Below are 19654 nucleotides of genomic sequence, written 5' to 3'. Positions count from 1 at the left end.
TGCGTCCCATTCTCATTTGGCGGAAATGCCTGTTTTTAAAGGGGTTTTCGTCTGTTCATTTACACAGCCAAAACCGCCAGAAGCTGCTCTCGCAGCCATCGATTGGCGGGATCTTCTTGTAGATTTTTATGCCATAACAGGTGCCAGTCCATCAGGGGTATTTGGAACGGCAGTTCAAATAGACGTGCCGAATACTGACTGGCCAGACTCGCCGGTACGGTTAGAGCCAAATCTGTGCGTAATACGATTAAAGGTGCCACTCGGTAGTGTTGTACACGCAGTTTGATGGTGCGTCGACGCCCCAGTTTATTCAGTGCTATATCCGCCAACCCAGGACCCGTTCGCCTACTGGAAACATGGATATGTTCCAGTTGTAGATACTGTTCCAGTGTCAGGCTCGACTCCCCAGCCAAGGGATGCTCATTGCGCAACATACAGAGATATCGGTCCTGGTGAAGGCGTTGTCGTTGTAGCTGGGGTGCTGTCGCCAGAGGGATATCCAGGGCGAAATCCAATGTATTGGCTGCCAGCTCCTTGGCAAGTTGATCCCTGGGTACATGGAATGACTCTACTGTCACACCCGGCGCTTCTTTTTCCAGGCGCTCTAAGAGAGGCGGCAGCAGTAGGGTTTCTGCCATGTCGTTCATAGATAGTCGTAATGTTTTGCGTGCCAGGGCGGGATTGAACTGGCGGTGTTCATTCAGGCTGGTACCCAGTAGGGAAAGGGCCTGCTGCACCCTGGGCATAATGGACTCCGTAAGAGGGGTGGGAGTCATGCCGGATGGGCCGCGAATAAATAATGGATCGTCCAGGGTGCGGCGCAGACGTGCCAGGGCATTACTCACCGCCGGCTGGGTAATATGCAACTGCTCAGCCGCACGGGTGAGGTTACCCGAGTTATAAATGGCCTCTAGAACCAAGAACAGGTTCATATCCATTTTTTGCAGCTGCATCTGTGCCTCAATCATAACCAGTGTGAATGATCATATATTCGCATAATAAACTTTGATGATTCAAACGAGAGGACTAGGGTTGGAGTTCCATTAAAAGAGGAACTCGCTGTGGCCGAATCAATTGTGGTGCGCCATGGACAGGCGTCCTTCGGCGCCGATGATTACGACAATCTCTCCGATATCGGCTGGCAGCAATCCCGCTGGCTGGGGGAATACTGGCGGGGCACTGGCCAGAAGTTTGACCGGATTTTCTGCGGCAGCCTGCGCCGTCATCGGCAAACCACCGAGGGTATCTGTGCAGGCCTTGGCATCGACTTAGAAGGCCACTTGACGGTGGTTCCCCAATTGAATGAGTTCGACTTCCTTGAAGTAGCTCGCCTCTACAGTGAGAAAAAACCCACAGCTACCCCGGGCCCCAATGCACCCCGTGCCGACTTTTACCGTTTTTTGATGCAGGGCATGCTCGCCTGGTCTGCAGGGGAAATTGCACCGGCAGAGAGTTGGCAGGCATTCGAAAATCGCATTCGTGAAGTTTTGGATTTAATCAGCGATAGCCCCAAAGGCAGTAAAACTCTGGTGGTCAGTTCCGGTGGGGCTATTGCCATGATGGTGCGGCAGGTATTGGGCGGTCCCCCCGAGTCGGTGATCAAACTCAATATGCAGATACAGAATACCGGCACTACCCGTTTTTTCTCTAGCGCAGGGCAGGGGCTCAGCTTGAACAGTTTTAATCACGTGCCTCATTTGGAGAGAGATGAGCGCCACACTTCCGTGACTTACAGCTGAATTAAAACCTACAACACAATTAAAGGTGAAAAGACATGGAGTTTGAATATTCAGAAAAGGTACAGGGCCTGTTGGAGCGGCTCAAAAACTTTATGCAGGAATATGTGTATCCCGCTGAGAGTACCTATATACAGCAGTTGCAGGATGACCCCTGGGGCGAGCCCACTATTATGGAGGCTTTAAAAGAAAAAGCCCGTGAGGCTGAGCTGTGGAATTTATTCTTACCCGATTCCCGCTATGGTGCCGGCCTTACCAACTTGGAATATGCGCCTTTGGCGGAGGAGATGGGGAAGGTTTTATTTGCCTCAGAAATTTTTAATTGCAGCGCCCCGGATACCGGCAATATGGAAGTGCTGGCCCAGTATGGATCGGAAGCACAGCGGGAAACCTGGCTGAGGCCATTGCTGGAGGGCAATATTCGCTCGGCATTCGCCATGACCGAACCCAAGGTGGCCTCCTCCGATGCTACGAATATTGAAACTTCCATCGTGCGCGATGGCGATGAATATGTGATTAATGGTCATAAATTTTATATCAGTGGCCTGATGAATAAGCGCTGTAAGGTCATGATTGTGATGGGCAAGACCGATCCCACTAATCCGGATCGGCATCGTCAGCAATCGCAAATCCTGGTTCCCACAGATACCCCTGGGGTAAAAATAATTCGGCCCATGCAGGTATTTGGCTACGACGATGCTCCGGAAGGTCATGCGGAAGTGATTTTTGAGAATGTTCGGGTGCCTGCGTCTAATCTGATTTTCGGAGAAGGGCGTGGTTTTGAAATTGCCCAGGGGCGTTTGGGGCCGGGCAGAATTCACCATTGTATGCGTTTAATTGGCCAGGCCCAGCGCGCCCTGGAAATGATGGCAGGTCGAGCGGAAAATCGCATTGTGTTTGGTCGCCCAATGAGCAAACAGGGCTCTGTACGGGAGGATATTGCCAAGTCTGCCTGTGAAATTGAGCAGGCGCGCCTACTAACTTTAAAAGCGGCGGCGCAAATGGATCGACTTGGCAATAAAGCGGCCAAAGACCTGATTGCCATGATTAAAATTGTTGCACCGCATATGGCCTGCAAGGTGATTGACCGCGCTATCCAGATTCACGGTGCGGCAGGGTTGAGCCAGGACTATAGCTTGGCCCATCACTATGCTTACGCGCGGACTATCCGTTTAGCCGATGGACCAGACCAAGTACATATGATGCAGCTGGGGCGCAACCTGGCTGCCCGTTATGCCGCAGAGACTGCACAGGGAGAGGAGCATGTCTGAAACCGTAAAGGAGTCACGTAACTCAGTGGAAGCTTTGCCGCTGGAAAAGTTGCAGGAATACCTCAGCGCAAATGTTGAAGGTTTTTCCGGGCCACTGAAAATCAGTAAATTTTCCGGCGGTCAATCCAATCCCACCTTTAAGCTGGAAACGCCTTCAAATACCTATGTATTGCGCCGGCAACCCCCAGGAAAACTATTGAAATCTGCTCACGCAGTGGATCGTGAGTACCGTGTAATGTCTGCACTGGCAGATACCGATGTACCGGTGCCCAAAGTTTTTCATTTATGTGAAGACCGGGATCTGATCGGCTCCATGTTTTACCTGATGGAATACTGTGAGGGGAGGATTTTCTGGAATGCGGCAATTCCCGAGGTGGATGCTCCTGCGCGCAGTGCTATGTACGATGAAATGAATCGGGTGCTCGCCGCATTACATAGTCTCAACATCGACGCCATGGGGTTATCCGATTACGGCCGCCCGGGAAACTATTTTCAGCGGCAGCTGGAACGCTGGACGGGGCAATACCGGGCTTCCGAGACACAGCCTATTTCGGCGATGGAAGAGTTGATTGAATGGCTTGGCAGTGCGCTCCCGGAAGATGATGGTCGGGTAGCTCTGGTACACGGTGATTACCGCCTCGACAATATGATTTTCCACCCTAAGGAACCCAAAGTGATCGCCCTGCTGGATTGGGAGCTTTCTACTTTGGGTCACCCGTTTGCGGATCTTGCTTACCAGTGCATGCAAATGCGTATGCCTGCTGGGGGTGACAAGATGTCCGGACTGTTGGGGCTGGATATTGCCTCGCTGGGTATCCCCTCTGAACAGGCCTATGTGGCCAAGTATTGTGAGCGTATGGATATTGAGGGCATTGATCACTGGCCTTTTTATTTAGCGTTTAGTTTTTTCCGTTTAGCGGCGATAGTCCAGGGCGTGGCCAAACGCGCACAGGATGGTAATGCCTCGAATCGCAATGCGGCGAGCCTCGGCGCCCTGGTAGCGCCACTGGCACAAACGGCAATGAGCATTGCCAGTGAGGCGAGTTAGTTAGAAGGTCATCTCGATACAATTTATTGTGCTTTGGAAAAATGATAAGGATAAAAAAATGGCAAAGAATCTTTTTGATCTCACCGGAAAAATTGCTCTGGTAACCGGTGCTAGCCGTGGTATTGGTGAGGCAATTGCAAAACTTTTGGCAGAGCAGGGCGCCCATGTGCTGGTATCCAGCCGAAAAATTGAAGGCTGTCAGGCTGTTGCCGATGCGATTGTCGATGCCGGCGGTAAAGCGGAAGCGGTGCCTTGCCATATCGGCAATATGGAAGATATCCAGAAAATGTTTTCCGATGTCCGTGAACGCTTTGGGCGGCTGGATATCCTAATTAACAATGCGGCTACCAACCCCTATTTTGGTCATATCCTTGATACCGACCTCGCGGCTTTTGAAAAAACGGTTGAAGTGAATATTCGTGGCTATTTCTTTATGTCTGTGGAAGCGGGCAAGTTGATGCGCGAGCAGGGTGGTGGTGTGATTGTGAATACTGCCTCGGTTAATGCCCTGCAGCCTGGTGTGGGCCAGGGAATCTATTCCATCACCAAGGCGGCAGTAGTCAATATGACCAAAGCCTTTGCCAAGGAGTGTGCCCAGTTCAATATCCGTGTAAACGCCCTATTGCCTGGGTTGACCAAAACCAAGTTTGCCGGGGCACTCTTCACCCACGAGGATATTTATAAAACCGCAATTGGCCATATCCCTATGCACCGTCACGCCGAGCCTGAGGAGATGGCGGGTACAGTACTCTACTTAGTTTCCGATGCTTCCAGTTACACCACGGGCGAATGCGTAGTGGTGGATGGCGGAATGACTTCCTGTGGGGGAATTTAATATGCAAGATCCAATATTGGATTTCGGCAACCAGGTTGCCCTAATTACTGGCGCCGCCAGTGGTTTTGGCAAGCTGCTGGCTAAAGAGTTGGGATCTCGCGGAGCGCACTTGGTGCTTGGTGATATTAACGAAGAGGGCCTGATGCAGCTCGCCGATGACCTGGGTCGTGATGGTATACAGGTGCGTGCTCAACGTTGCGATGTTTCCTCTGAAGCGGATTGCGTTGCTCTGGTGCGACTGGCCGAGTCTGAGTTCGGTGGCCTGAATATGGCGGTTAATAATGCCGGTATCGCTCCGCCGATGATGTCCCTGAAGCAGACTGACGAAGCGATGATGGACCATCAATACAATGTAAACCTGAAGGGCGTATTTTTCGGTCTCAAGCACCAGCTGCCATTGATGAAAGATCGAGGCGGTGTGGTTCTCAATGTTTCCTCTATGGCAGGGCTGGGGGGTGCACCCAAAATTGCCTCCTATGCTGCCGCCAAGCATGGGGTTATTGGACTGACCAAAACTGCAGCAATGGAAAACGCCAAGTACGGTATTCGGGTGAATGCCATTTGCCCATTCTATTGCCTGACGCCTATGGTGACCTCTGTGGAGGCCCCAGGGGCCAGCCCGGAAGAGGTACAGGCTTTTCTCGCCGAAGGTTGTCCGATGAAGCGTCTTGGTGAGCCGGAAGAAGTAGTAGCGGCTATGTTAATGCTCCTCTCTCCGAAGATGACTTATGTTACCGGCCAGGCACTGGCGGTGGATGGTGGATTATCGGCATATTGAGGATAGGAGTGATTTAAAGCTAAAGAGTTGGTAAATGGCTAAATTTGCAGACTCCCGCTCCTTTAGTGGACTTTAGTTCGCTTTTGAAAGTTAGCTTACAATCTCTACTTCTATTTTGTGGGGCAGACATCGGCCGCTGGTGTCACCCCGTACTTTCTCAAGAGTTCTCTATAAGCGCCACTGTTACAAAGTTTACTGAGGCCAAGATCAAAGGTGTTCCTGTCCTCTTCCTTTTTGAATGCCATTTTGAATTTTGTGGTAGGCATTTTGAAGTTGTGTAGGGATACCGCTTCCAATGAATGTCCACTTTGTTTTGAGAGGTAGGAAAATATGCTGATATCTATGACAATGATTGCACCTTCTTCCTGCCAGAACTTTTTCACCTGCTCCTGTGAGCTTTGTAGCTCAATATAGTTATGACTATTTGGTGAACCAGGTGAGAACAGCGCCTGGAACTCGGGGCCGAGATCCCGGTGGGCACCGTGCCAGGTAATGATTGGATGTCCGGCTAAATCACTGACACTGTTTATGGTGATATTGTCTTTTTTCTTGCTAATGGCGTAATTTATAAAGGCAATATAGTCTTTTGAGTAGAATAAATTTTTGCTGGCTTCATGAACATTGGCTTCAGCATCGGCGATACCACGATCAATTGCACCTTGTATTTCTCCCCAACCCATTTGAGCAAACTCTATAGAATACTCTGAGAGTGATTGTGAGATGACCTCAATTTCCAAGCCGCTTTTTGCGTGATCCATAACATAGGGGGGAGCATCCTCAGATATGGCAACTTTCAACTCTTTAGCGGTAGTGCAGGGTACTGAAAATAATAAAATAACCCATAGAATCAAGGTGTTTAAATGCCTACTTTCCATATTTGACTCCTTGAACAAACATTGCTTTTCCAGGGATCATTGATGTTGAATCATTGAGCGCTCATTGGTCACTTTAGATCGATAAAGATTGCGCTAGGTGTTCTTGGTTCGATGCCGAAGGTAAAGCAGCTAGTGACTGACGGACAATGTTGAGGTGGGAAACCAAAATACCTGTTTTGAAATAATCCCCGGTAAAATCTATTTGCTGTACTTCTATGTAATTCGATTGTAAGGGGCATCCCCAGTAAGGGTTTATTCCCCACCAGCCGTATTGGCCAGCACTTCTCGGATTTCTCTGGAAGAAGTTATGTGCTTGGCCGATATTGTTGTATCTCAGTTTAAAGGTTTTGTTATCGAAAACGCTGTGTGCATCAAAAATAACCAGGTGACTCAGGCTAATTCCCAGGCGTCCGAGAACATTTGCTAATTTAATAGCAGCGGTTCCCCCCCGACTGTAACCTACTAATACCAGAAACTTTCCCTGTGAAGCCTCCTGGATAAGATATTGTCTTGCCTGTCTTTTGGCTAAGGGGCTGAACATGGCTCCCCCCATGTGTGAGACCCAGGCGTTGAGCGATTGGTTGTCCCCGGCGTTTGGACCACCGGCACCGTAAAAGCCGGCCACCGCCAACGTATTTTTTGATACCAAGTTTTGTGCTCTGGGGACACTGTTAATAGTCAGGGGCATTGCTGTACCACTGCACTACTCAGAAGGGGCGTAACTCTCTAGGATATATAGTTTACTTAGCCGTCCAGTGTTGCTTGTGCACTTTCCGAATACTGCTGCGACTGAAACTGAGCACAACAAAAGTTTCAACTCCTCTCGCTAGGGCAGAATACGACAGCGCTTCTGGGCAGCTTTTCGCAGTTCGCGGGGCAAGTCTTGCTCCGCAATATTATTTTGTTGTTGTCGCCATTCCTGGCAGAGAGCAACATAGTTCTCGGCATTGACCTGGCTGCGCAGTGTTTGCCAGGGATCGTCTTGTATTTCGGGTTCTGGGGGAGGGGGTTGCCACTGGGCTATTTCCTGGGTGGCAAGTTGAAACTCACTATTTTGAGTCATTGCGGGAGTCCTGGCACCGAGGTGCTGTGCCGGGTGTGCCAACATCAATAAAGCGGTCACTAGAGCGCAACTCAGGGAGGTACCGGATAGCATCCGGCCTATATCCTTTTTCGGCTGGTAGCCCTTTGCCTGTAGTAAGACTTCAGAATCTAACTGTTGCGGTGAGGTAAAAGCTGACGCCTCTTCGCGGTATTGGTGCTCCCAGTTACTCATGCTTCTACCTCTATCACTCTTTAATGGCCTCCACTTGCCAGGGTTGTGCTTGAGATCCGTAAATCAGGGTTTCAATTTGCTGCCGAGCTAATTGGTAATACTCTCTACAATTTTTCAGTGATATACGTTCTATATCTGCTACTGCAGCCAGGGAGAGCTTGCACTCCATGTGTAGCAACAGCACGTTGCGTTGAAGTGTGGGGAGTTTCTGAATGGCTGCGATAACCTTATTTTCCCCGGCTAATGTCTCAGGTTGGGTGCTGCTGATTGTTTGCTCCTGCAGGGATTTATTGATTTGAATAAACAACCAGTTTCTAAATAGCCGGCCGTGGAGTTGCGGAGGATTCTCCAGAATGCTTTGCCACAGAGCCTGCAATAATTGTGTGGTGGAATTTGGTGCCATCTGGATGCAGTAACGGTAGAGGGCATCCTTGTGTCGGTTATACAGTGGCTCAAATGCAGCAAGCCGACGAGTCTCCCGGTAGTGATCGAGCAGCTTCTCATCGGAATAATGTTGGAATGTTTTGCGAGACAAAATGTCGTGCCTCCGTACGCAGGTAACCCGCAAGCCAGAGATGGCTTAGGCCTGGGTTTATGCGTCATTGATCATAAAAATTGTAGTCGGTATAAACGTTAAACTTGGCACCTTTGAGAACGAGCGGGATTTCTATTGGTTTTTGAGTAAGCCGAGTTCTCTTGGCCTGCGAAGTATAGATGGCCCAGCTCTTCAGGGGCTTACAGAGGGTAACGGGTAACGCCATATCTTGATAAACGGTCGCTTGGCGCGTTAAGCCTTTCATCTTTATTAAAATGGCGGATAATTTTTTATTATGGCAATTTATTCTTTATTAATAAGGACGTTTTTGAACAACGGTAGGTGTGTGGATTGTTGGAAAGCGCGACTGATCTGGAAAGTTCAGGATGAATAATTTGTGAAAAGTATCCTGCCTAAGGAAAGGCCAAGTTAGTGATGTATTGGCAAATCTGGTAGGGGGAGAGGAAGTTGTAATGGGCCGCGTCCGGCGCGTAGGTCCGTGAGCCTTAGCCCTACGCCTAGTAGGCGAATAGGAGTGGAGCGTTTATCCCAGCACTCCTGCAGCAATTGGCGAAACTCAGAAATACGCCCTGCACGACTGTTGCGCTCATGGGTACTCTGGGAAAAATCGGCATATTTTACCTTTACGGTGGCGCCATTTACTTCATAACGATCGCCGAGTTTTTCCAGCCGTTCAAGTAGGCGCACATATAAGCTCGTCATCTCTTCCAGCCAGTCATCATATTCACAGAGATCCTTGTTAAAGGTGCGCTCTACACTGACACTCTTGCGGGAGCCATCCCCGCTCACCGGGCGATCGTCGATACCGCGGCTCAGTTCGTAGAGGCGGCGCCCAAACTTGCCAAAGGTTTTACTTAACTCTACCTGGGAATAACGTCGCAGGTCGGCGCAGGTATGGATACCCTGGCGGTGCATTTTCTCTGCCGTGACGCGGCCTACGCCATGAATCTTGTTTACCGGCAAACGCAATATAAATTGATCAACCTCTTCAGGGGTGATCACCGTAAGCCCGTCGGGTTTACACCAGTCACTAGCGATCTTGGCCAGGAATTTATTGGGGGCAACTCCGGCGGAGATAGTAATACCAAGGGTCTCTCTAACCCTCTGGCGGATCTCCTCCGCCATCAAAGTAGCGCTACCGTGGCAGCGACCACTATTACTGACATCGAGAAATGCTTCATCCAAGGAAAGTGGCTCAATATCGTCACAGTAATCGAGGAAAATCTCGCGAATCTGGTGGCTGACTTCCCGGTATTTGGCCATGTTACCGGGTACTACAATCAAATCAGGACAGAGTTTCTTGGCCTGGGCGGTGGGCATGGCGGAGCGGACACCGTAGCTGCGGGCCTCATAGTTGCAGGTGGAGATGACTCCGCGGCGATCACTGCTACCGCCAACAGCGAGCGGGCGCCCACGGAGATTTGGATCGTCTCGCATTTCGACCGAAGCGTAAAAACAATCGCAGTCGCAGTGGATGATCTTTCTCATGCTGTGATTATATACAGTATTTTGTGGCGCCAGGAAGTTATTTCTGCCAGTAGGCAATAGACAGCTGGATAGCAGGAAGGTGAATGATGAGCAGCATCCCTTTAGTGGAGACCCCTGATTCGGAAGAGGCTTCCAGGGTATTTGCGGAAATCCAGGATGAACTGGGTGGGATTCCCAGTCTGTTTAGGATTTATGCCCACCACGAGGGACTGTTGTTGGCCAATTGGCAGAAGTTCAAAGCGGTGATGCTGCACGGCTGCCTGTCGGCTCAGTTGAAAGAGGCCATTGGTTTGGCGGTTTCTGCGGATAACCATTGTGACTATGGCATTTATCATCACAGTACCTCTCTGCAAATGCTTGGGGTTACCCCCGATGAGGTGATGCGTATTCGTACCGATCCAAAGCATGTGCACTTTTCTGAGAAGGAGCACGCGTTGTTTGATCTGGCCCGCAACGCCAATAAGGCACCAGATGATCACCGGCAACACCTTATTGCGGAGGCACGGAAGCTGGGGGCGGGAGACGACGAGCTACTGGAGGCTTTGGGGGTGATGGAGTTGGTGTTGGGTTTTAACCATTTGGCAGAAGCGTTGAGTCTTGTGCCTACCAGGACTCCGCACCAGAAATAACCCCGGCAAGATGCCGGGGTTTGGCCAGTAGAATACTTCAGAAACTCTATTTAGGTGGCCGACCCCTGCCGAAGATCAATGCCAGGACAAAAAGTACAATAAAGATAAAGAACAGGATTTTGGCGATCTCTGTTGCCGTGGATGCAACACCGCTAAAGCCAAAAAAGGCGGCAATCAGCGCAATCACCAGGAAGATAATGGCCCAACGTATCATGGTGGTCTCCATATAAGATAAGGGAACCGGAGGTAGTACTTTGGGGGCCGACTCCCAACGACTTAATTGGTAGTGTATTGAGACGGTAATTACAAATTTCCGACACTGCCAGTATCAGTGATCTGCGCCAGGCTGACAAAGTAAAACCCCTGTTCTGTGACCTGTGTATAGATCAGCGGCAGCGCCTCCGCCACTTCTTTGCCGTGTTCATACATTGGGTGCAGCATAACCACACTGCCATCTTTGGCATTCTGGACGATATAGTCGGCGATGGCGTGGGGGCTATTCATATTGACATGAAGATGCGGCTCCAAGTCCCACTGGGCCACCTGAAAATTCTGCGCGGCCAATAGACTACCCAGCTCTTCCGAGAGGCTACCAAAAGGGGGCAGGATCGTTGGTCTTTCCTGATATCCGTGGTGCTGCAATAACTTACAGGTTTTTTTAATTTCGGCTTTGGCGCTGCTTAGTGGCAGGCTTGCCAGGTCGATATAGGAATAACCGTGATTTCCCAGCTGATGGCCGGCATTGATAATGGAGCGAGTCTGTTTGGGGAAGCGCTCCATTTCTTTGCCCACCAGAAAGAATGTCGCAGGTATTTGCAGGGTTTCTAGCTGTTTGAGTAGAGACTCAGTCGCACCTGGTACTGGCCCCCCGCTAAAAGCGAGGGCGATGCGTTTCCCCTCGTTGGATTTGGCAGATACCGTGATAGATAGACATAAGAATATACTCGAAATCGCAGTTATTATTATTCTCATTTACTAATCCAGCTTTCTCTGACCCAGAAAAGAAAAAAGCCGTCTGAGACGGCTTTTTTGTGTTTTGTTATCGCTCGAGAAGTTCGAGCTTGCCCTTCTTGCCATCCCATTCCTCGGCGTCTGGCAACGGGTCTTTTTTCTCGGTGATATTGGGCCAAACCTCAGCGAGCTCAGCGTTTAGCTCGATATACTCCTGTTGATCGTCGGGCACTTCGTCCTCGGAGAAAATCGCATTGGCGGGGCACTCCGGCTCGCACAGGGCGCAGTCGATACACTCGTCAGGATGGATCACCAGGAAGTTGGGGCCTTCGTAAAAACAGTCTACCGGGCAAACTTCTACACAGTCGGTGTATTTGCACTTAATGCAATTTTCCCCAATTACGAATGTCATGATTGTCCCTCAATAGTGCACTGATTCTTTCGTGCACGGATTTTATCAATTACTGGCGCGAATTGTAGTGGCTTTTCAGTCGATTTAGTTCACTGTTTATAACAAGTTGCTCTGGGCGACATAAGTCGCCCAGCCTTTTACTTCAATAACTTGCGTAACGCATAAAGCGCTTCGAGCGCTTGGCGTGGCGTCATATCATCCGGCTCCAGCTCTTCGAGGGCATCCACAGCCGGGTGGCTGGGGCTGCCGAACAGGTCGACCTGTTGGGGAGAGCCGGGCTGAACTGGTGCTGAAACCACCGGAGTCACAACCGCTTCAGGTTCCTGTTTAGGCGTTGCATCAGGTTTAGAAACAGCTGCGGGTACATCTACCGATTGGGCGCCGGCTTCCAGCGCTGCCAAGCGAGCGCGGGCCTCGGTCAGTACATCCGCTGGAATACCCGCCAGTTTGGCCACCTGCAAGCCGTAACTCTTGGACGCGGGTCCTTCCTGGATGCGGTGCAGGAAGACGATACCCTCGCCGTGTTCGGTGGCATCCAAGTGGATATTGGCCGCTTCCGCACACTGGTTAGGCAAATCGGTTAGTTCGAAGTAGTGAGTGGCGAACAGGGTGAATGCGCGCACTTCTCCGGCCAGGTAGTGGGCGCAGGCCCAGGCCAGGGAAAGGCCATCGTAGGTGCTGGTACCGCGGCCGATTTCATCCATCAGCACCAGACTGTGCTCGCTGGCATTGCGCAGGATATTAGCGGTTTCGGTCATCTCTACCATAAAGGTGGAACGACCCCCGGCCAAATCATCGGCGCTGCCGATGCGGGTGAAGATACGGTCGAGTAGGCCGATCTGGGCACTGTCGGCAGGGACATAACTGCCGCAATGTGCCAGCAGGGCAATCAGCGCAGTCTGGCGCATATAGGTAGATTTACCACCCATGTTCGGGCCGGTAATCACCAGCATACGGCGATCGTCGCGCAGTTCGATATCGTTGGCCACAAAAGGCTCATCCAATACCTGTTCTACCACCGGGTGACGACCGCCACTGATATGCAGGCCCGGTTCAGTACCCAGTTCGGGGCGGCAGAGGCGCAGGTCATCGGCACGTTCGGCCAAACAAGCCAGAACATCCAGCTCAGAAACGCCGGCCGCCGCGGCTTGCAGCTCTGCCAGGGATTCATTCAGCTGATTGATCAGTTCCTCATAGAGGGCCTTCTCCCGCGCCAGGGCACGGCTCTTGGCGGAGAGTGCTTTGTCCTCGAACTCTTTCAGTTCGGGCGTAATAAAACGCTCGGCATTCTTCAGGGTCTGGCGGCGAATATATTCCGCAGGTGCCTTGTCGCTCTGGCCGCGGCTAATTTCAATAAAGTAGCCATGCACTCGGTTGTAACCCACCTTCAATGTGGGGATACCAGTGCGCTCCTTTTCCTGAAGCTCCAGTTGAACCAAGTAATCGCCCGCGTTCTCGCTAATAGCGCGCAACTCATCCAGCTCTTCATCGTAGCCGGTAGCGATAACACCACCATCGCGTATTACCACAGGCGGGTTTTCGATAATGGCCTTTTGCAGCAGTTCTACGGTTTCCGGCCATTCACCGATCTGGCCACAAAGCTCTTTGAGTAGGACGGCACTGGAATTCGCTAGCTGTTCTTGGATTTCGGGGAACTGCGCCAGAGACTGACCCAGTCTTGCCAGGTCACGGGGGCGTGCGGAACGCAGTGCCAAGCGACCCAGAATGCGCTCCATATCTCCCACGGGTTTCAGGGCATCACGCAGGGATTCGAAACCATACTCTTCAATTAGTGCAGCAATGGCATCCTGGCGGTTGCGCAGCGTAGTGAGCTGGCGTAGAGGGTTGTTCAGCCAGCGGCGCAAAAGGCGGCTACCCATGGCGGTTTTGCAGCTGTCGAAAACAGACAGCAGGGTATTGTCATCGCCGCCATTCAGGTTCAGGTCGATTTCCAGGTTGCGGCGACTGGCGCCATCGAGAGCAACGGTTTCGTCGCCGCTCTCGGTGTGTAGGCCGCGAATATGGGGTAGCTCGGTGCGTTGGGTATCCCGTGCATATTGCAGCAAGCAGCCAGCGGCCACTATGGCACCGTGCATATGGCTGCAACCAAAGGCTTCCAGATTCATAGTGCCAAACTGCTGATTGAGTAGGCGCAGGGCGGTTTCCAGCTCAAACTCCCAGGGCGCACGTCGGCGCACACCGGCGCGGCGCTGGATTTCTACCGGCAAAGTGAGGTCTTCTGGCGCGAGCAACTCAGCTGGGTTGTGACGCTGAACCTGTTCGACCAGGGATTCCAGGGTATCAGTCTCCTGAACCACAAAGCGACCGGTCGCCAAGTCCAATAGCGCGAGACCGAATACATCTCCTAAGTGAGAAATAGCTGCCAGAAGGTTATCGCGGCGGTCGTTTAACAGCGCCTCATCAGTGACGGTACCGGGCGTGACAATACGTACCACCTGCCGCTCAACTGGTCCCTTACTCGTCGCCGGATCGCCTATCTGTTCGCAAATGGCAACAGACACCCCCGCCTTGATCAAGCGCGCCAAATAGCCCTCGGCCGCATGGTAGGGAATGCCCGCCATGGGAATTGGCTCACCACCAGATTTGCCCCGCGCGGTCAGGGTGACATCTAACAGCTCCGCGGCCTTCTTGGCATCGTCATAGAACAGCTCGTAGAAATCCCCCATGCGATAGAACACCAGCTCCTGGGGGTGCTGGGCTTTGATGCGTAAATACTGCTGCATCATAGGAGTGTGTTCGGGTTTCGCGGCCTTGGTCTTGGTTGCGGTTTTTGGCATTTTTCTAAGAAAATCAATAAGTTACAAAAGTGTTCGCAAACCTCGTAAGCCCCGCAGGAAGTGCGGTCAGCTTAGGTCGAGGTTGAGGGCAGGCATGTTTAGGGCTTATTAATGGAAAAGTCCGCTTAAAAATCGAACAGTAAGCCCAAGCCTGATGTTCCTGAAGCACACAATCGAGGCTGAACTGAACCGAGAGGCCCAGCCCAAAGTTCGAAGGGCTTCTTTAAGGGGGCGCAGAATAGCAGAGTGGGGGGCAAACCACTACGGATGGCTGATCACCATCAACAGGGATGAATTGCAGCATACCAATTTTTGGGGAGGAGTTTTCATTGGGGAGTAAGGCTCTTAACTTATGGGATAGCTTCCTATAGCCATACATCCTCCTTTGGGAGGATGTTACTTACGAAGGTAATAGCATTTAATTCCGGCTAACTTTTATTATTTTCTCATCGTAAGTGTTAGCAAAGAAACCCATCAAAGCGGCTGCTTGCGCTTTCAATTTAGACACATATACATCATCAAATGGGAAAATATAGTATTGAACGCTATGTCCTGCTGCATATATCAGAATTAAGGAGAAGCTTCTCCTATTTCTTTGAGAAGCTGCTATATATCTACCTGTTTGAATTCATGCCGACTGGTGTAGCCCTTTGATTTTGTGGGATATTTAAGATGATTTTGGTTGAAGGTTTTAGAATTATATAGAAGGGTGATATAGAGACGCTTCTTTTGAATTAACTGTTAAGCAAAAGGAGAGCGATATTGGCTGAGAGAAATAGATTTGGTCTGAGTCGTACTATACCTAGACCAATAAGAAGAGAAATCAGGCAACGTTGTGGCTTCGGATGTGTCGTCTGTGGATTAAGTCTTTACGATTATGAGCACTTTGATCCTGACTTCAAGGATGCGGATGAACATAACCCAAAAGGGATGACCTTACTGTGTATGCAATGTAATCAAAAAAGGAAGCGTTCTGTTCTATCTGTTGAGTCCGTCAAAAAAGCCAATGAGAATCCGAAATGTTTGCAGCAAGGATTCGCGAATGAAGCTTTTGATTTTGGAAGTGATCCAATTGAAGTTGCATTTGCAGGTGTCACGTTCAAGAACTGTGATCATCTCATTGTTGTCTGCGGCATACCAATTCTATCAATTAATAACCCTGAGCATGAACATGAACCTTTCCTTTTATCAGGTAGGTTCTGTGATGATACCGGCGCGGCAACACTGAAAATTGAAGATAATATTTGGTCGGTGGGTGCAGATAATTGGGACGTTGAGTGTGAGGGACCAAAAATCACTATACGAAAGGGGCCTGGTGACATAGTGTTAGTTCTTAAGTCTGAGCCTCCAAAGCGACTAGTTGTAGAACGGTTGAACATGGAGTTCGAAGGGATGTTTTTTCGTGGTTCGCAAGACGTTCTTGAAACATCAAATGATGGTGAAAATTGGGGAAGTTGGCGAGGGTGCGGAATGGAAAATTGTCATATAGGTATGAGTTTCAGTTGATGCATAACAAGGCAATGGTTCGGACTGCCATTCCGCTGGAAACCTTCCCCCATAGAGTAGACACCCTGTATAGTTAGGTTTAGGCCTAACACGGAGGTGTATCATGGGTAAGAAAAGAACTCAGGCGTATACGGAGGAGTTCCGTAGAGAAGCAGTTAAGAGAGCGGAAAAGCCTGGACTAATAGTTCACTCTGACAGGGGTGTGCAATATAGATCGCAGAAATACCAGGATCTCTTGTCCGAAAGCAAGTGCAAGTCGAGTATGAGTCGCCAGGCTAACTGTTGGGATAATGCGGCAATGGAATCATTCTTTAGCAGGCTAAAAGTCGAGCTGGTCTATGCCGGAACATTCGAAAGCGAAGAGCAAGCAAAGTCTGAGGTGTTTGAATACATTGAGATTTTCTACAATAGGGTTCGTAGGCACTCTGCATTGGGCTATGTAAGTCCAGCAGAGCATGAACGAAAATACGCATAGTTAGAGTGTCTACTTTTTATGGGTAAGACCAGTGTAAATCAATATGAGTATTTTGTATTGGCTGGGCTTAGGTGGCTTGGCTGTTATGGCCTTCCTCTTATTTAGGAAGTGGAACATGCGTTCGGTCGAGTGGAAGCCTGAGGAGATTGCAAATCTCCTTGAGTCTTGGATCAAGGATGATGTTGACTATAAACGTTGGGATTACTTTGAGGCCTGTGAAATTGCTAACCCAAAATTAGAAGCGATTCGGCAGCGAGCTATTAAAGCAACCTACATAAATTCACCTTATATTGAAGTCTATGGCCGGCATAAAGGTAAACTAAATGAAAAAGGCAAAGAGCTTTTTAAAGAGCTAAGAAAGCAATGCTTCTGATTTGTTGCTGGCCATCAACAGCGCATAACAAGTAAAGGTGCTTGATGTCAAAACCATCTCTTTGGTTTTACAGCAAGCGCATTAAGTGTTATGTGCAAATTTAAATTGATGAAAGGGCAAATGTATGTTTGGTAAGGGTTACATTTATGGTCTCGGTGTCGCTTTCATTTTGTGCCTTATTATCTGGCAGGTAGATAAGCGTTATTATAAAAGGAAGCATGAGTTACTGAGAAAGCAGCTTCAAAAAAAGGAAGAGCGATCGGGTGAATCTGAAGAAGATTCTTCCAAAGCTGAAGATTCAAGCAAATGAGCATGACTACATATAACGAGGTTGGATAGTCGACGCACAAAAGTGCGCGCCTTCTAAATTTAGTGGCCAACTAATTCCGGACAGTAAGCTAAGTTTTTCTTCCACTTTTGCAGACGGTATTCTGTCATTGTATTGGAGAATACGCTCCCAGTATCAGGCAATGATTGATATCTTGCCTTGCTTCTGTGATAGATGTGTAGTCGAGAGATGGTACCATTCAATTTTCAGGCTCAAAACAGTCTTTCCGTTGGCGCATTATCTCAGTAATTTCCACGCCGACTCATGCTCTGGGTCTTGCGGTAAGACTAAAGCCTTTGGTGAAACTGATGACTGGTAAACTGGCTGCTCTAACCCAAGTGGAGCATGGCTCTAGCAGGCTTCCTCGCTGCTCCCAGGACATTTCCAGTGCTTTTTTAGTTGATATTGTATCTGGTTGCCCTAAAAGGGCTCACCCAACGATACGGCGAGCATGTAAATCTATAAACGGTATAGGTTTCCTACCTTACCCCTGGGATCTAAAATTGTTGGGGTGGAGTCAGTCCAATAAGATCATTAAAGGTGGTTGAGAGTTTAAGATGGTTTTTTTCATGTCCACTTAAATATTTGTTCTTATTATTGCAAATGGAGTTTCAATAGAATCATTGTTGAGTATCCGGCCTGCGTGTATTGATGTGGTCACATTTGTATGTGGGCCAGCAGAGAAAGAATGATCTGCTTTTCCAGAATCTGGTTAGCTATTTAAATAGGAAGATTGAATGTCACATTGGGTTTATCTCTCCATGGCGATTGTTGCTGAAGTCGTGGGTACGTCATTTCTAAAAAACTCAGATGGGTTCTCTAAGGTTATTCCATCGATAATAGTGGTCATATCTTATGGTATTGCATTCTATTTGCTCTCTATTTCATTGAAGACCATTCCGGTTGGTGTCGCGTATGCAGTGTGGTCTGGTGTAGGTGTTGCGCTAATTACTCTGGTCGGCTTTGTTTTCTTTGGGCAAAGGCTTGATTGGGGAGCGGCTTTAGGTATAGCTCTTATCGTCTTGGGGGTTATAGTAATAAATCTATTTTCCCGGAGTGTGAGCGGTGGTTAAATACAAAATGGGGTTGGCAATTTTGGCCGTCGTGGAGTATAGGTTGGACAAGCTCTTCTATGAAAAAAATTGAGAACACTTGTGAGTGATTCAAGAAACTATTGGATAGCTATGGTTTATCAGCTGAGCTAATTTCAGGCTGGCTCGACAGTGTAACTTCTCTGTTGTAAAGCAATCATCTTGTCGAATGGCTCCAGTAATCTTAAAAAAATATCACTTTGTTCAAGCAGTTGCATTGCAGTGGCGATACTCTCAATGGTTGATAGGCCATCAGCAATAGAGGTCTTGCGGATTTTGTAATTTGATTCCAGACCACCAGTAAGGTTGATTCGTGGAAGTTTTTGCAACAAAGGGTTTAGGTGGAGAATTCTTTTTGATTTCTTCCAGGTAGCATCGATCACGATTAGCTGTTTGATGGTTGCTTGCCTGTTGCTGGATTTTTCCCCTAAATGACGATTCTCATCGAGTTCGGTACTGTCAGCTAGCCATTCCAGTGAAGGGTAAAGTAGTGCTGAAGAGTCACTGAGCAGGGTATCTAACTGATACTTAGATAACGTTTCAGCAACCATCAGCTCGCTGTTACTCAGGCATAGGTGTGCCATGCGTCCGGTATTGAATGGGTGCTTCTCCTCTTGCGGGTGCTGTATGATCACCACTCTTATGGTACTGGCAAGGCTCACCAGGGCACTGCAATAGCAAACTTTGGGTGGGCGCAAACAGGTATTACAGGTTTCTCTGGGCATTTTTGACTACTGGGTACAGGCAGATTTATGGGGATCACACAGCCTTCTTATAAGGTTCAGTGGCTGGCAGATATTGAGATTCCACTGGCAAACAAATTCTATCGCATGCATGGATTTCGTGGCAAAGCCAAACGTCATGAGGATTGTGCCGTAGTGCGTAGCGAGCGTGGTGAGGTAGTTGGCTGTGGATACTTGCGCAGATATAAAACCTTTAAACTGCTGGCGGGAGTTGCGGTGGCTCCCGAGCATCGGGGGCAGGGCGTTGCTCGACTATTGTTAACACTGCTAGGTGAGCGCTTTGGTGGGGATACCTTTACATTTCCCTATGTCCACTTAGAGTCTTTTTATTTGTCATTGGGCTTTGAGCGGGTTGATGTAGAAGCGCTGGCTACACCCGTTGCCGAACTGTACCAAAGTTACTTGAATCAGGGGCGTTCAATTTTGGCAATGGTCTATCGATAATTGGATCAATAGATATTTGTTTTCATTCTATTGGGTAGCCC

General features: G+C 49.3%; 23 protein-coding genes. 12 read left to right on the top strand and 11 right to left on the bottom strand.

Annotated features, from left to right (window positions below):
- Positions 1 to 59 precede the first annotated feature (59 nt).
- The gene (locus ACXAFI_RS13335; protein ID WP_475109199.1) at positions 60 to 953 is read right to left on the bottom strand and encodes a LysR family transcriptional regulator; all 894 of its coding nucleotides are present in this window, start codon (positions 951 to 953) and stop codon (positions 60 to 62) included.
- Positions 954 to 1061: 108 nt separating this feature from the next.
- Here ACXAFI_RS13335 and ACXAFI_RS13330 point away from each other — a divergent pair, with 108 nt between their 5' ends.
- From ACXAFI_RS13330 to ACXAFI_RS13310, 5 genes are read left to right on the top strand one after another with little or no spacing between them, the layout of a single operon-like run.
- Positions 1062 to 1739, top strand: coding sequence for a histidine phosphatase family protein (locus ACXAFI_RS13330; RefSeq protein ID WP_444898748.1), 678 nt, complete (start codon positions 1062 to 1064; stop codon positions 1737 to 1739).
- Between the two features lie 35 nt (positions 1740 to 1774).
- Entirely contained in the window at positions 1775 to 3007 is a 1233-nt protein-coding gene (locus ACXAFI_RS13325) for an acyl-CoA dehydrogenase family protein (protein ID WP_475109198.1), read from the top strand.
- The gene (locus ACXAFI_RS13320) at positions 3000 to 4055 is read left to right on the top strand and encodes a phosphotransferase (RefSeq protein WP_475109197.1); all 1056 of its coding nucleotides are present in this window, start codon (positions 3000 to 3002) and stop codon (positions 4053 to 4055) included. The genes ACXAFI_RS13325 and ACXAFI_RS13320 overlap by 8 nt, the downstream gene beginning before the upstream one ends.
- A 58-nt stretch (positions 4056 to 4113) precedes the next feature.
- Positions 4114 to 4890 carry an SDR family oxidoreductase gene (locus tag ACXAFI_RS13315; protein WP_475109196.1) on the top strand — a complete coding sequence of 259 codons (777 nt, stop codon included), beginning with the start codon at positions 4114 to 4116 and terminating at the stop codon, positions 4888 to 4890.
- A 1-nt stretch (position 4891) separates the two neighbouring features.
- Positions 4892 to 5668 (top strand): SDR family NAD(P)-dependent oxidoreductase, encoded by a 777-nt coding sequence (locus ACXAFI_RS13310; RefSeq protein WP_475109195.1) that lies wholly within the window; start codon positions 4892 to 4894, stop codon positions 5666 to 5668.
- A 110-nt stretch (positions 5669 to 5778) separates the two neighbouring features.
- Here the strand turns inward: ACXAFI_RS13310 and ACXAFI_RS13305 are convergent, their stop codons facing one another.
- From ACXAFI_RS13305 to dinB, 5 genes are all read right to left on the bottom strand, one after another.
- Positions 5779 to 6543, bottom strand: coding sequence for a substrate-binding periplasmic protein (locus ACXAFI_RS13305; protein ID WP_475109194.1), 765 nt, complete (start codon positions 6541 to 6543; stop codon positions 5779 to 5781).
- Between the two features lie 73 nt (positions 6544 to 6616).
- Positions 6617 to 7231 carry a hypothetical protein gene (locus tag ACXAFI_RS13300; RefSeq protein WP_475109193.1) on the bottom strand — a complete coding sequence of 205 codons (615 nt, stop codon included), beginning with the start codon at positions 7229 to 7231 and terminating at the stop codon, positions 6617 to 6619.
- Positions 7232 to 7369: 138 nt separating this feature from the next.
- The gene (locus tag ACXAFI_RS13295) at positions 7370 to 7819 is read right to left on the bottom strand and encodes a hypothetical protein (RefSeq protein ID WP_152454373.1); all 450 of its coding nucleotides are present in this window, start codon (positions 7817 to 7819) and stop codon (positions 7370 to 7372) included.
- 13 nt (positions 7820 to 7832) lie between these two features.
- On the bottom strand, positions 7833 to 8354 hold the full coding sequence (locus ACXAFI_RS13290; protein WP_475109192.1) for an RNA polymerase sigma factor: 522 nt from the start codon (positions 8352 to 8354) through the stop codon (positions 7833 to 7835).
- Between the two features lie 429 nt (positions 8355 to 8783).
- Positions 8784 to 9863: a DNA polymerase IV gene (gene dinB / locus ACXAFI_RS13285; protein ID WP_475109191.1), complete on the bottom strand. Its 1080-nt coding sequence runs from the start codon at positions 9861 to 9863 to the stop codon at positions 8784 to 8786.
- Positions 9864 to 9946: 83 nt separating this feature from the next.
- Between dinB and ACXAFI_RS13280 the strand changes: the two genes are divergently transcribed.
- Complete coding sequence (locus tag ACXAFI_RS13280) at positions 9947 to 10492, top strand: carboxymuconolactone decarboxylase family protein (protein ID WP_475109190.1); 546 nt, start codon at positions 9947 to 9949, stop codon at positions 10490 to 10492.
- Between the two features lie 46 nt (positions 10493 to 10538).
- Here the strand turns inward: ACXAFI_RS13280 and ACXAFI_RS13275 are convergent, their stop codons facing one another.
- From ACXAFI_RS13275 to mutS, 4 genes are all read right to left on the bottom strand, one after another.
- Entirely contained in the window at positions 10539 to 10706 is a 168-nt protein-coding gene (locus ACXAFI_RS13275; RefSeq protein ID WP_152454369.1) for a DUF1328 domain-containing protein, read from the bottom strand.
- Positions 10707 to 10795: 89 nt separating this feature from the next.
- Complete coding sequence (locus tag ACXAFI_RS13270) at positions 10796 to 11464, bottom strand: polysaccharide deacetylase family protein (protein WP_475109189.1); 669 nt, start codon at positions 11462 to 11464, stop codon at positions 10796 to 10798.
- A gap of 67 nt (positions 11465 to 11531) precedes the next feature.
- Positions 11532 to 11855 carry a ferredoxin FdxA gene (fdxA, locus tag ACXAFI_RS13265; protein WP_020411359.1) on the bottom strand — a complete coding sequence of 108 codons (324 nt, stop codon included), beginning with the start codon at positions 11853 to 11855 and terminating at the stop codon, positions 11532 to 11534.
- A gap of 137 nt (positions 11856 to 11992) precedes the next feature.
- A complete protein-coding gene (mutS, locus tag ACXAFI_RS13260) occupies positions 11993 to 14653 on the bottom strand; it encodes a DNA mismatch repair protein MutS (RefSeq protein WP_475109188.1) in 2661 nt (886 codons plus the stop codon).
- Between the two features lie 762 nt (positions 14654 to 15415).
- Here mutS and ACXAFI_RS13255 point away from each other — a divergent pair.
- From ACXAFI_RS13255 to ACXAFI_RS13235, 5 genes are all read left to right on the top strand, one after another.
- Positions 15416 to 16159, top strand: coding sequence for a hypothetical protein (locus ACXAFI_RS13255; RefSeq protein ID WP_475109187.1), 744 nt, complete (start codon positions 15416 to 15418; stop codon positions 16157 to 16159).
- 103 nt (positions 16160 to 16262) lie between these two features.
- On the top strand, positions 16263 to 16634 hold the full coding sequence (locus tag ACXAFI_RS13250; RefSeq protein WP_475109186.1) for a transposase: 372 nt from the start codon (positions 16263 to 16265) through the stop codon (positions 16632 to 16634).
- A 43-nt stretch (positions 16635 to 16677) separates the two neighbouring features.
- Complete coding sequence (locus tag ACXAFI_RS13245) at positions 16678 to 17007, top strand: hypothetical protein (RefSeq protein ID WP_475109185.1); 330 nt, start codon at positions 16678 to 16680, stop codon at positions 17005 to 17007.
- 124 nt (positions 17008 to 17131) lie between these two features.
- Positions 17132 to 17317, top strand: a complete 186-nt coding sequence (locus tag ACXAFI_RS13240) for a hypothetical protein (RefSeq protein WP_475109184.1) — start codon at positions 17132 to 17134, stop codon at positions 17315 to 17317.
- 755 nt (positions 17318 to 18072) lie between these two features.
- Positions 18073 to 18408 (top strand): DMT family transporter, encoded by a 336-nt coding sequence (locus tag ACXAFI_RS13235; RefSeq protein ID WP_152452344.1) that lies wholly within the window; start codon positions 18073 to 18075, stop codon positions 18406 to 18408.
- A 134-nt stretch (positions 18409 to 18542) separates the two neighbouring features.
- Here ACXAFI_RS13235 and ACXAFI_RS13230 read toward each other — a convergent pair whose 3' ends face one another.
- Entirely contained in the window at positions 18543 to 19151 is a 609-nt protein-coding gene (locus tag ACXAFI_RS13230) for a tRNA-uridine aminocarboxypropyltransferase (RefSeq protein WP_475109183.1), read from the bottom strand.
- A 27-nt stretch (positions 19152 to 19178) separates the two neighbouring features.
- On the opposite strand from ACXAFI_RS13230, the gene ACXAFI_RS13225 reads away from it, so the two are divergent.
- The gene (locus tag ACXAFI_RS13225) at positions 19179 to 19613 is read left to right on the top strand and encodes a GNAT family N-acetyltransferase (protein WP_475109182.1); all 435 of its coding nucleotides are present in this window, start codon (positions 19179 to 19181) and stop codon (positions 19611 to 19613) included.
- Positions 19614 to 19654 lie beyond the last annotated feature (41 nt).

It is taken from the genome of Microbulbifer sp. ABH2_005 (assembly GCF_056160005.1).
The sequence above is the reverse complement of the archived record's forward strand: the minus strand, read 5'-3'. Positions and strand labels throughout refer to the sequence as shown.

Coding starts and splice junctions, on each gene's coding strand:
- ACXAFI_RS13335 (WP_475109199.1), bottom strand. CDS start 953: ATGCAGCTGCAAAAAATGGATATGAACCTGTTCTTGGTTCTAGAGGCC.
- ACXAFI_RS13325 (WP_475109198.1), top strand. CDS start 1,775: ATGGAGTTTGAATATTCAGAAAAGGTACAGGGCCTGTTGGAGCGGCTC.
- ACXAFI_RS13320 (WP_475109197.1), top strand. CDS start 3,000: ATGTCTGAAACCGTAAAGGAGTCACGTAACTCAGTGGAAGCTTTGCCG.
- ACXAFI_RS13315 (WP_475109196.1), top strand. CDS start 4,114: ATGGCAAAGAATCTTTTTGATCTCACCGGAAAAATTGCTCTGGTAACC.
- ACXAFI_RS13310 (WP_475109195.1), top strand. CDS start 4,892: ATGCAAGATCCAATATTGGATTTCGGCAACCAGGTTGCCCTAATTACT.
- ACXAFI_RS13305 (WP_475109194.1), bottom strand. CDS start 6,543: ATGGAAAGTAGGCATTTAAACACCTTGATTCTATGGGTTATTTTATTA.
- ACXAFI_RS13300 (WP_475109193.1), bottom strand. CDS start 7,231: ATGCCCCTGACTATTAACAGTGTCCCCAGAGCACAAAACTTGGTATCA.
- ACXAFI_RS13295 (WP_152454373.1), bottom strand. CDS start 7,819: ATGAGTAACTGGGAGCACCAATACCGCGAAGAGGCGTCAGCTTTTACC.
- dinB (WP_475109191.1), bottom strand. CDS start 9,863: ATGAGAAAGATCATCCACTGCGACTGCGATTGTTTTTACGCTTCGGTC.
- ACXAFI_RS13280 (WP_475109190.1), top strand. CDS start 9,947: ATGATGAGCAGCATCCCTTTAGTGGAGACCCCTGATTCGGAAGAGGCT.
- ACXAFI_RS13275 (WP_152454369.1), bottom strand. CDS start 10,706: ATGATACGTTGGGCCATTATCTTCCTGGTGATTGCGCTGATTGCCGCC.
- ACXAFI_RS13270 (WP_475109189.1), bottom strand. CDS start 11,464: ATGAGAATAATAATAACTGCGATTTCGAGTATATTCTTATGTCTATCT.
- fdxA (WP_020411359.1), bottom strand. CDS start 11,855: ATGACATTCGTAATTGGGGAAAATTGCATTAAGTGCAAATACACCGAC.
- mutS (WP_475109188.1), bottom strand. CDS start 14,653: ATGCCAAAAACCGCAACCAAGACCAAGGCCGCGAAACCCGAACACACT.
- ACXAFI_RS13250 (WP_475109186.1), top strand. CDS start 16,263: ATGGGTAAGAAAAGAACTCAGGCGTATACGGAGGAGTTCCGTAGAGAA.
- ACXAFI_RS13245 (WP_475109185.1), top strand. CDS start 16,678: ATGAGTATTTTGTATTGGCTGGGCTTAGGTGGCTTGGCTGTTATGGCC.
- ACXAFI_RS13240 (WP_475109184.1), top strand. CDS start 17,132: ATGTTTGGTAAGGGTTACATTTATGGTCTCGGTGTCGCTTTCATTTTG.
- ACXAFI_RS13235 (WP_152452344.1), top strand. CDS start 18,073: ATGTCACATTGGGTTTATCTCTCCATGGCGATTGTTGCTGAAGTCGTG.
- ACXAFI_RS13230 (WP_475109183.1), bottom strand. CDS start 19,151: ATGCCCAGAGAAACCTGTAATACCTGTTTGCGCCCACCCAAAGTTTGC.
- ACXAFI_RS13225 (WP_475109182.1), top strand. CDS start 19,179: ATGGGGATCACACAGCCTTCTTATAAGGTTCAGTGGCTGGCAGATATT.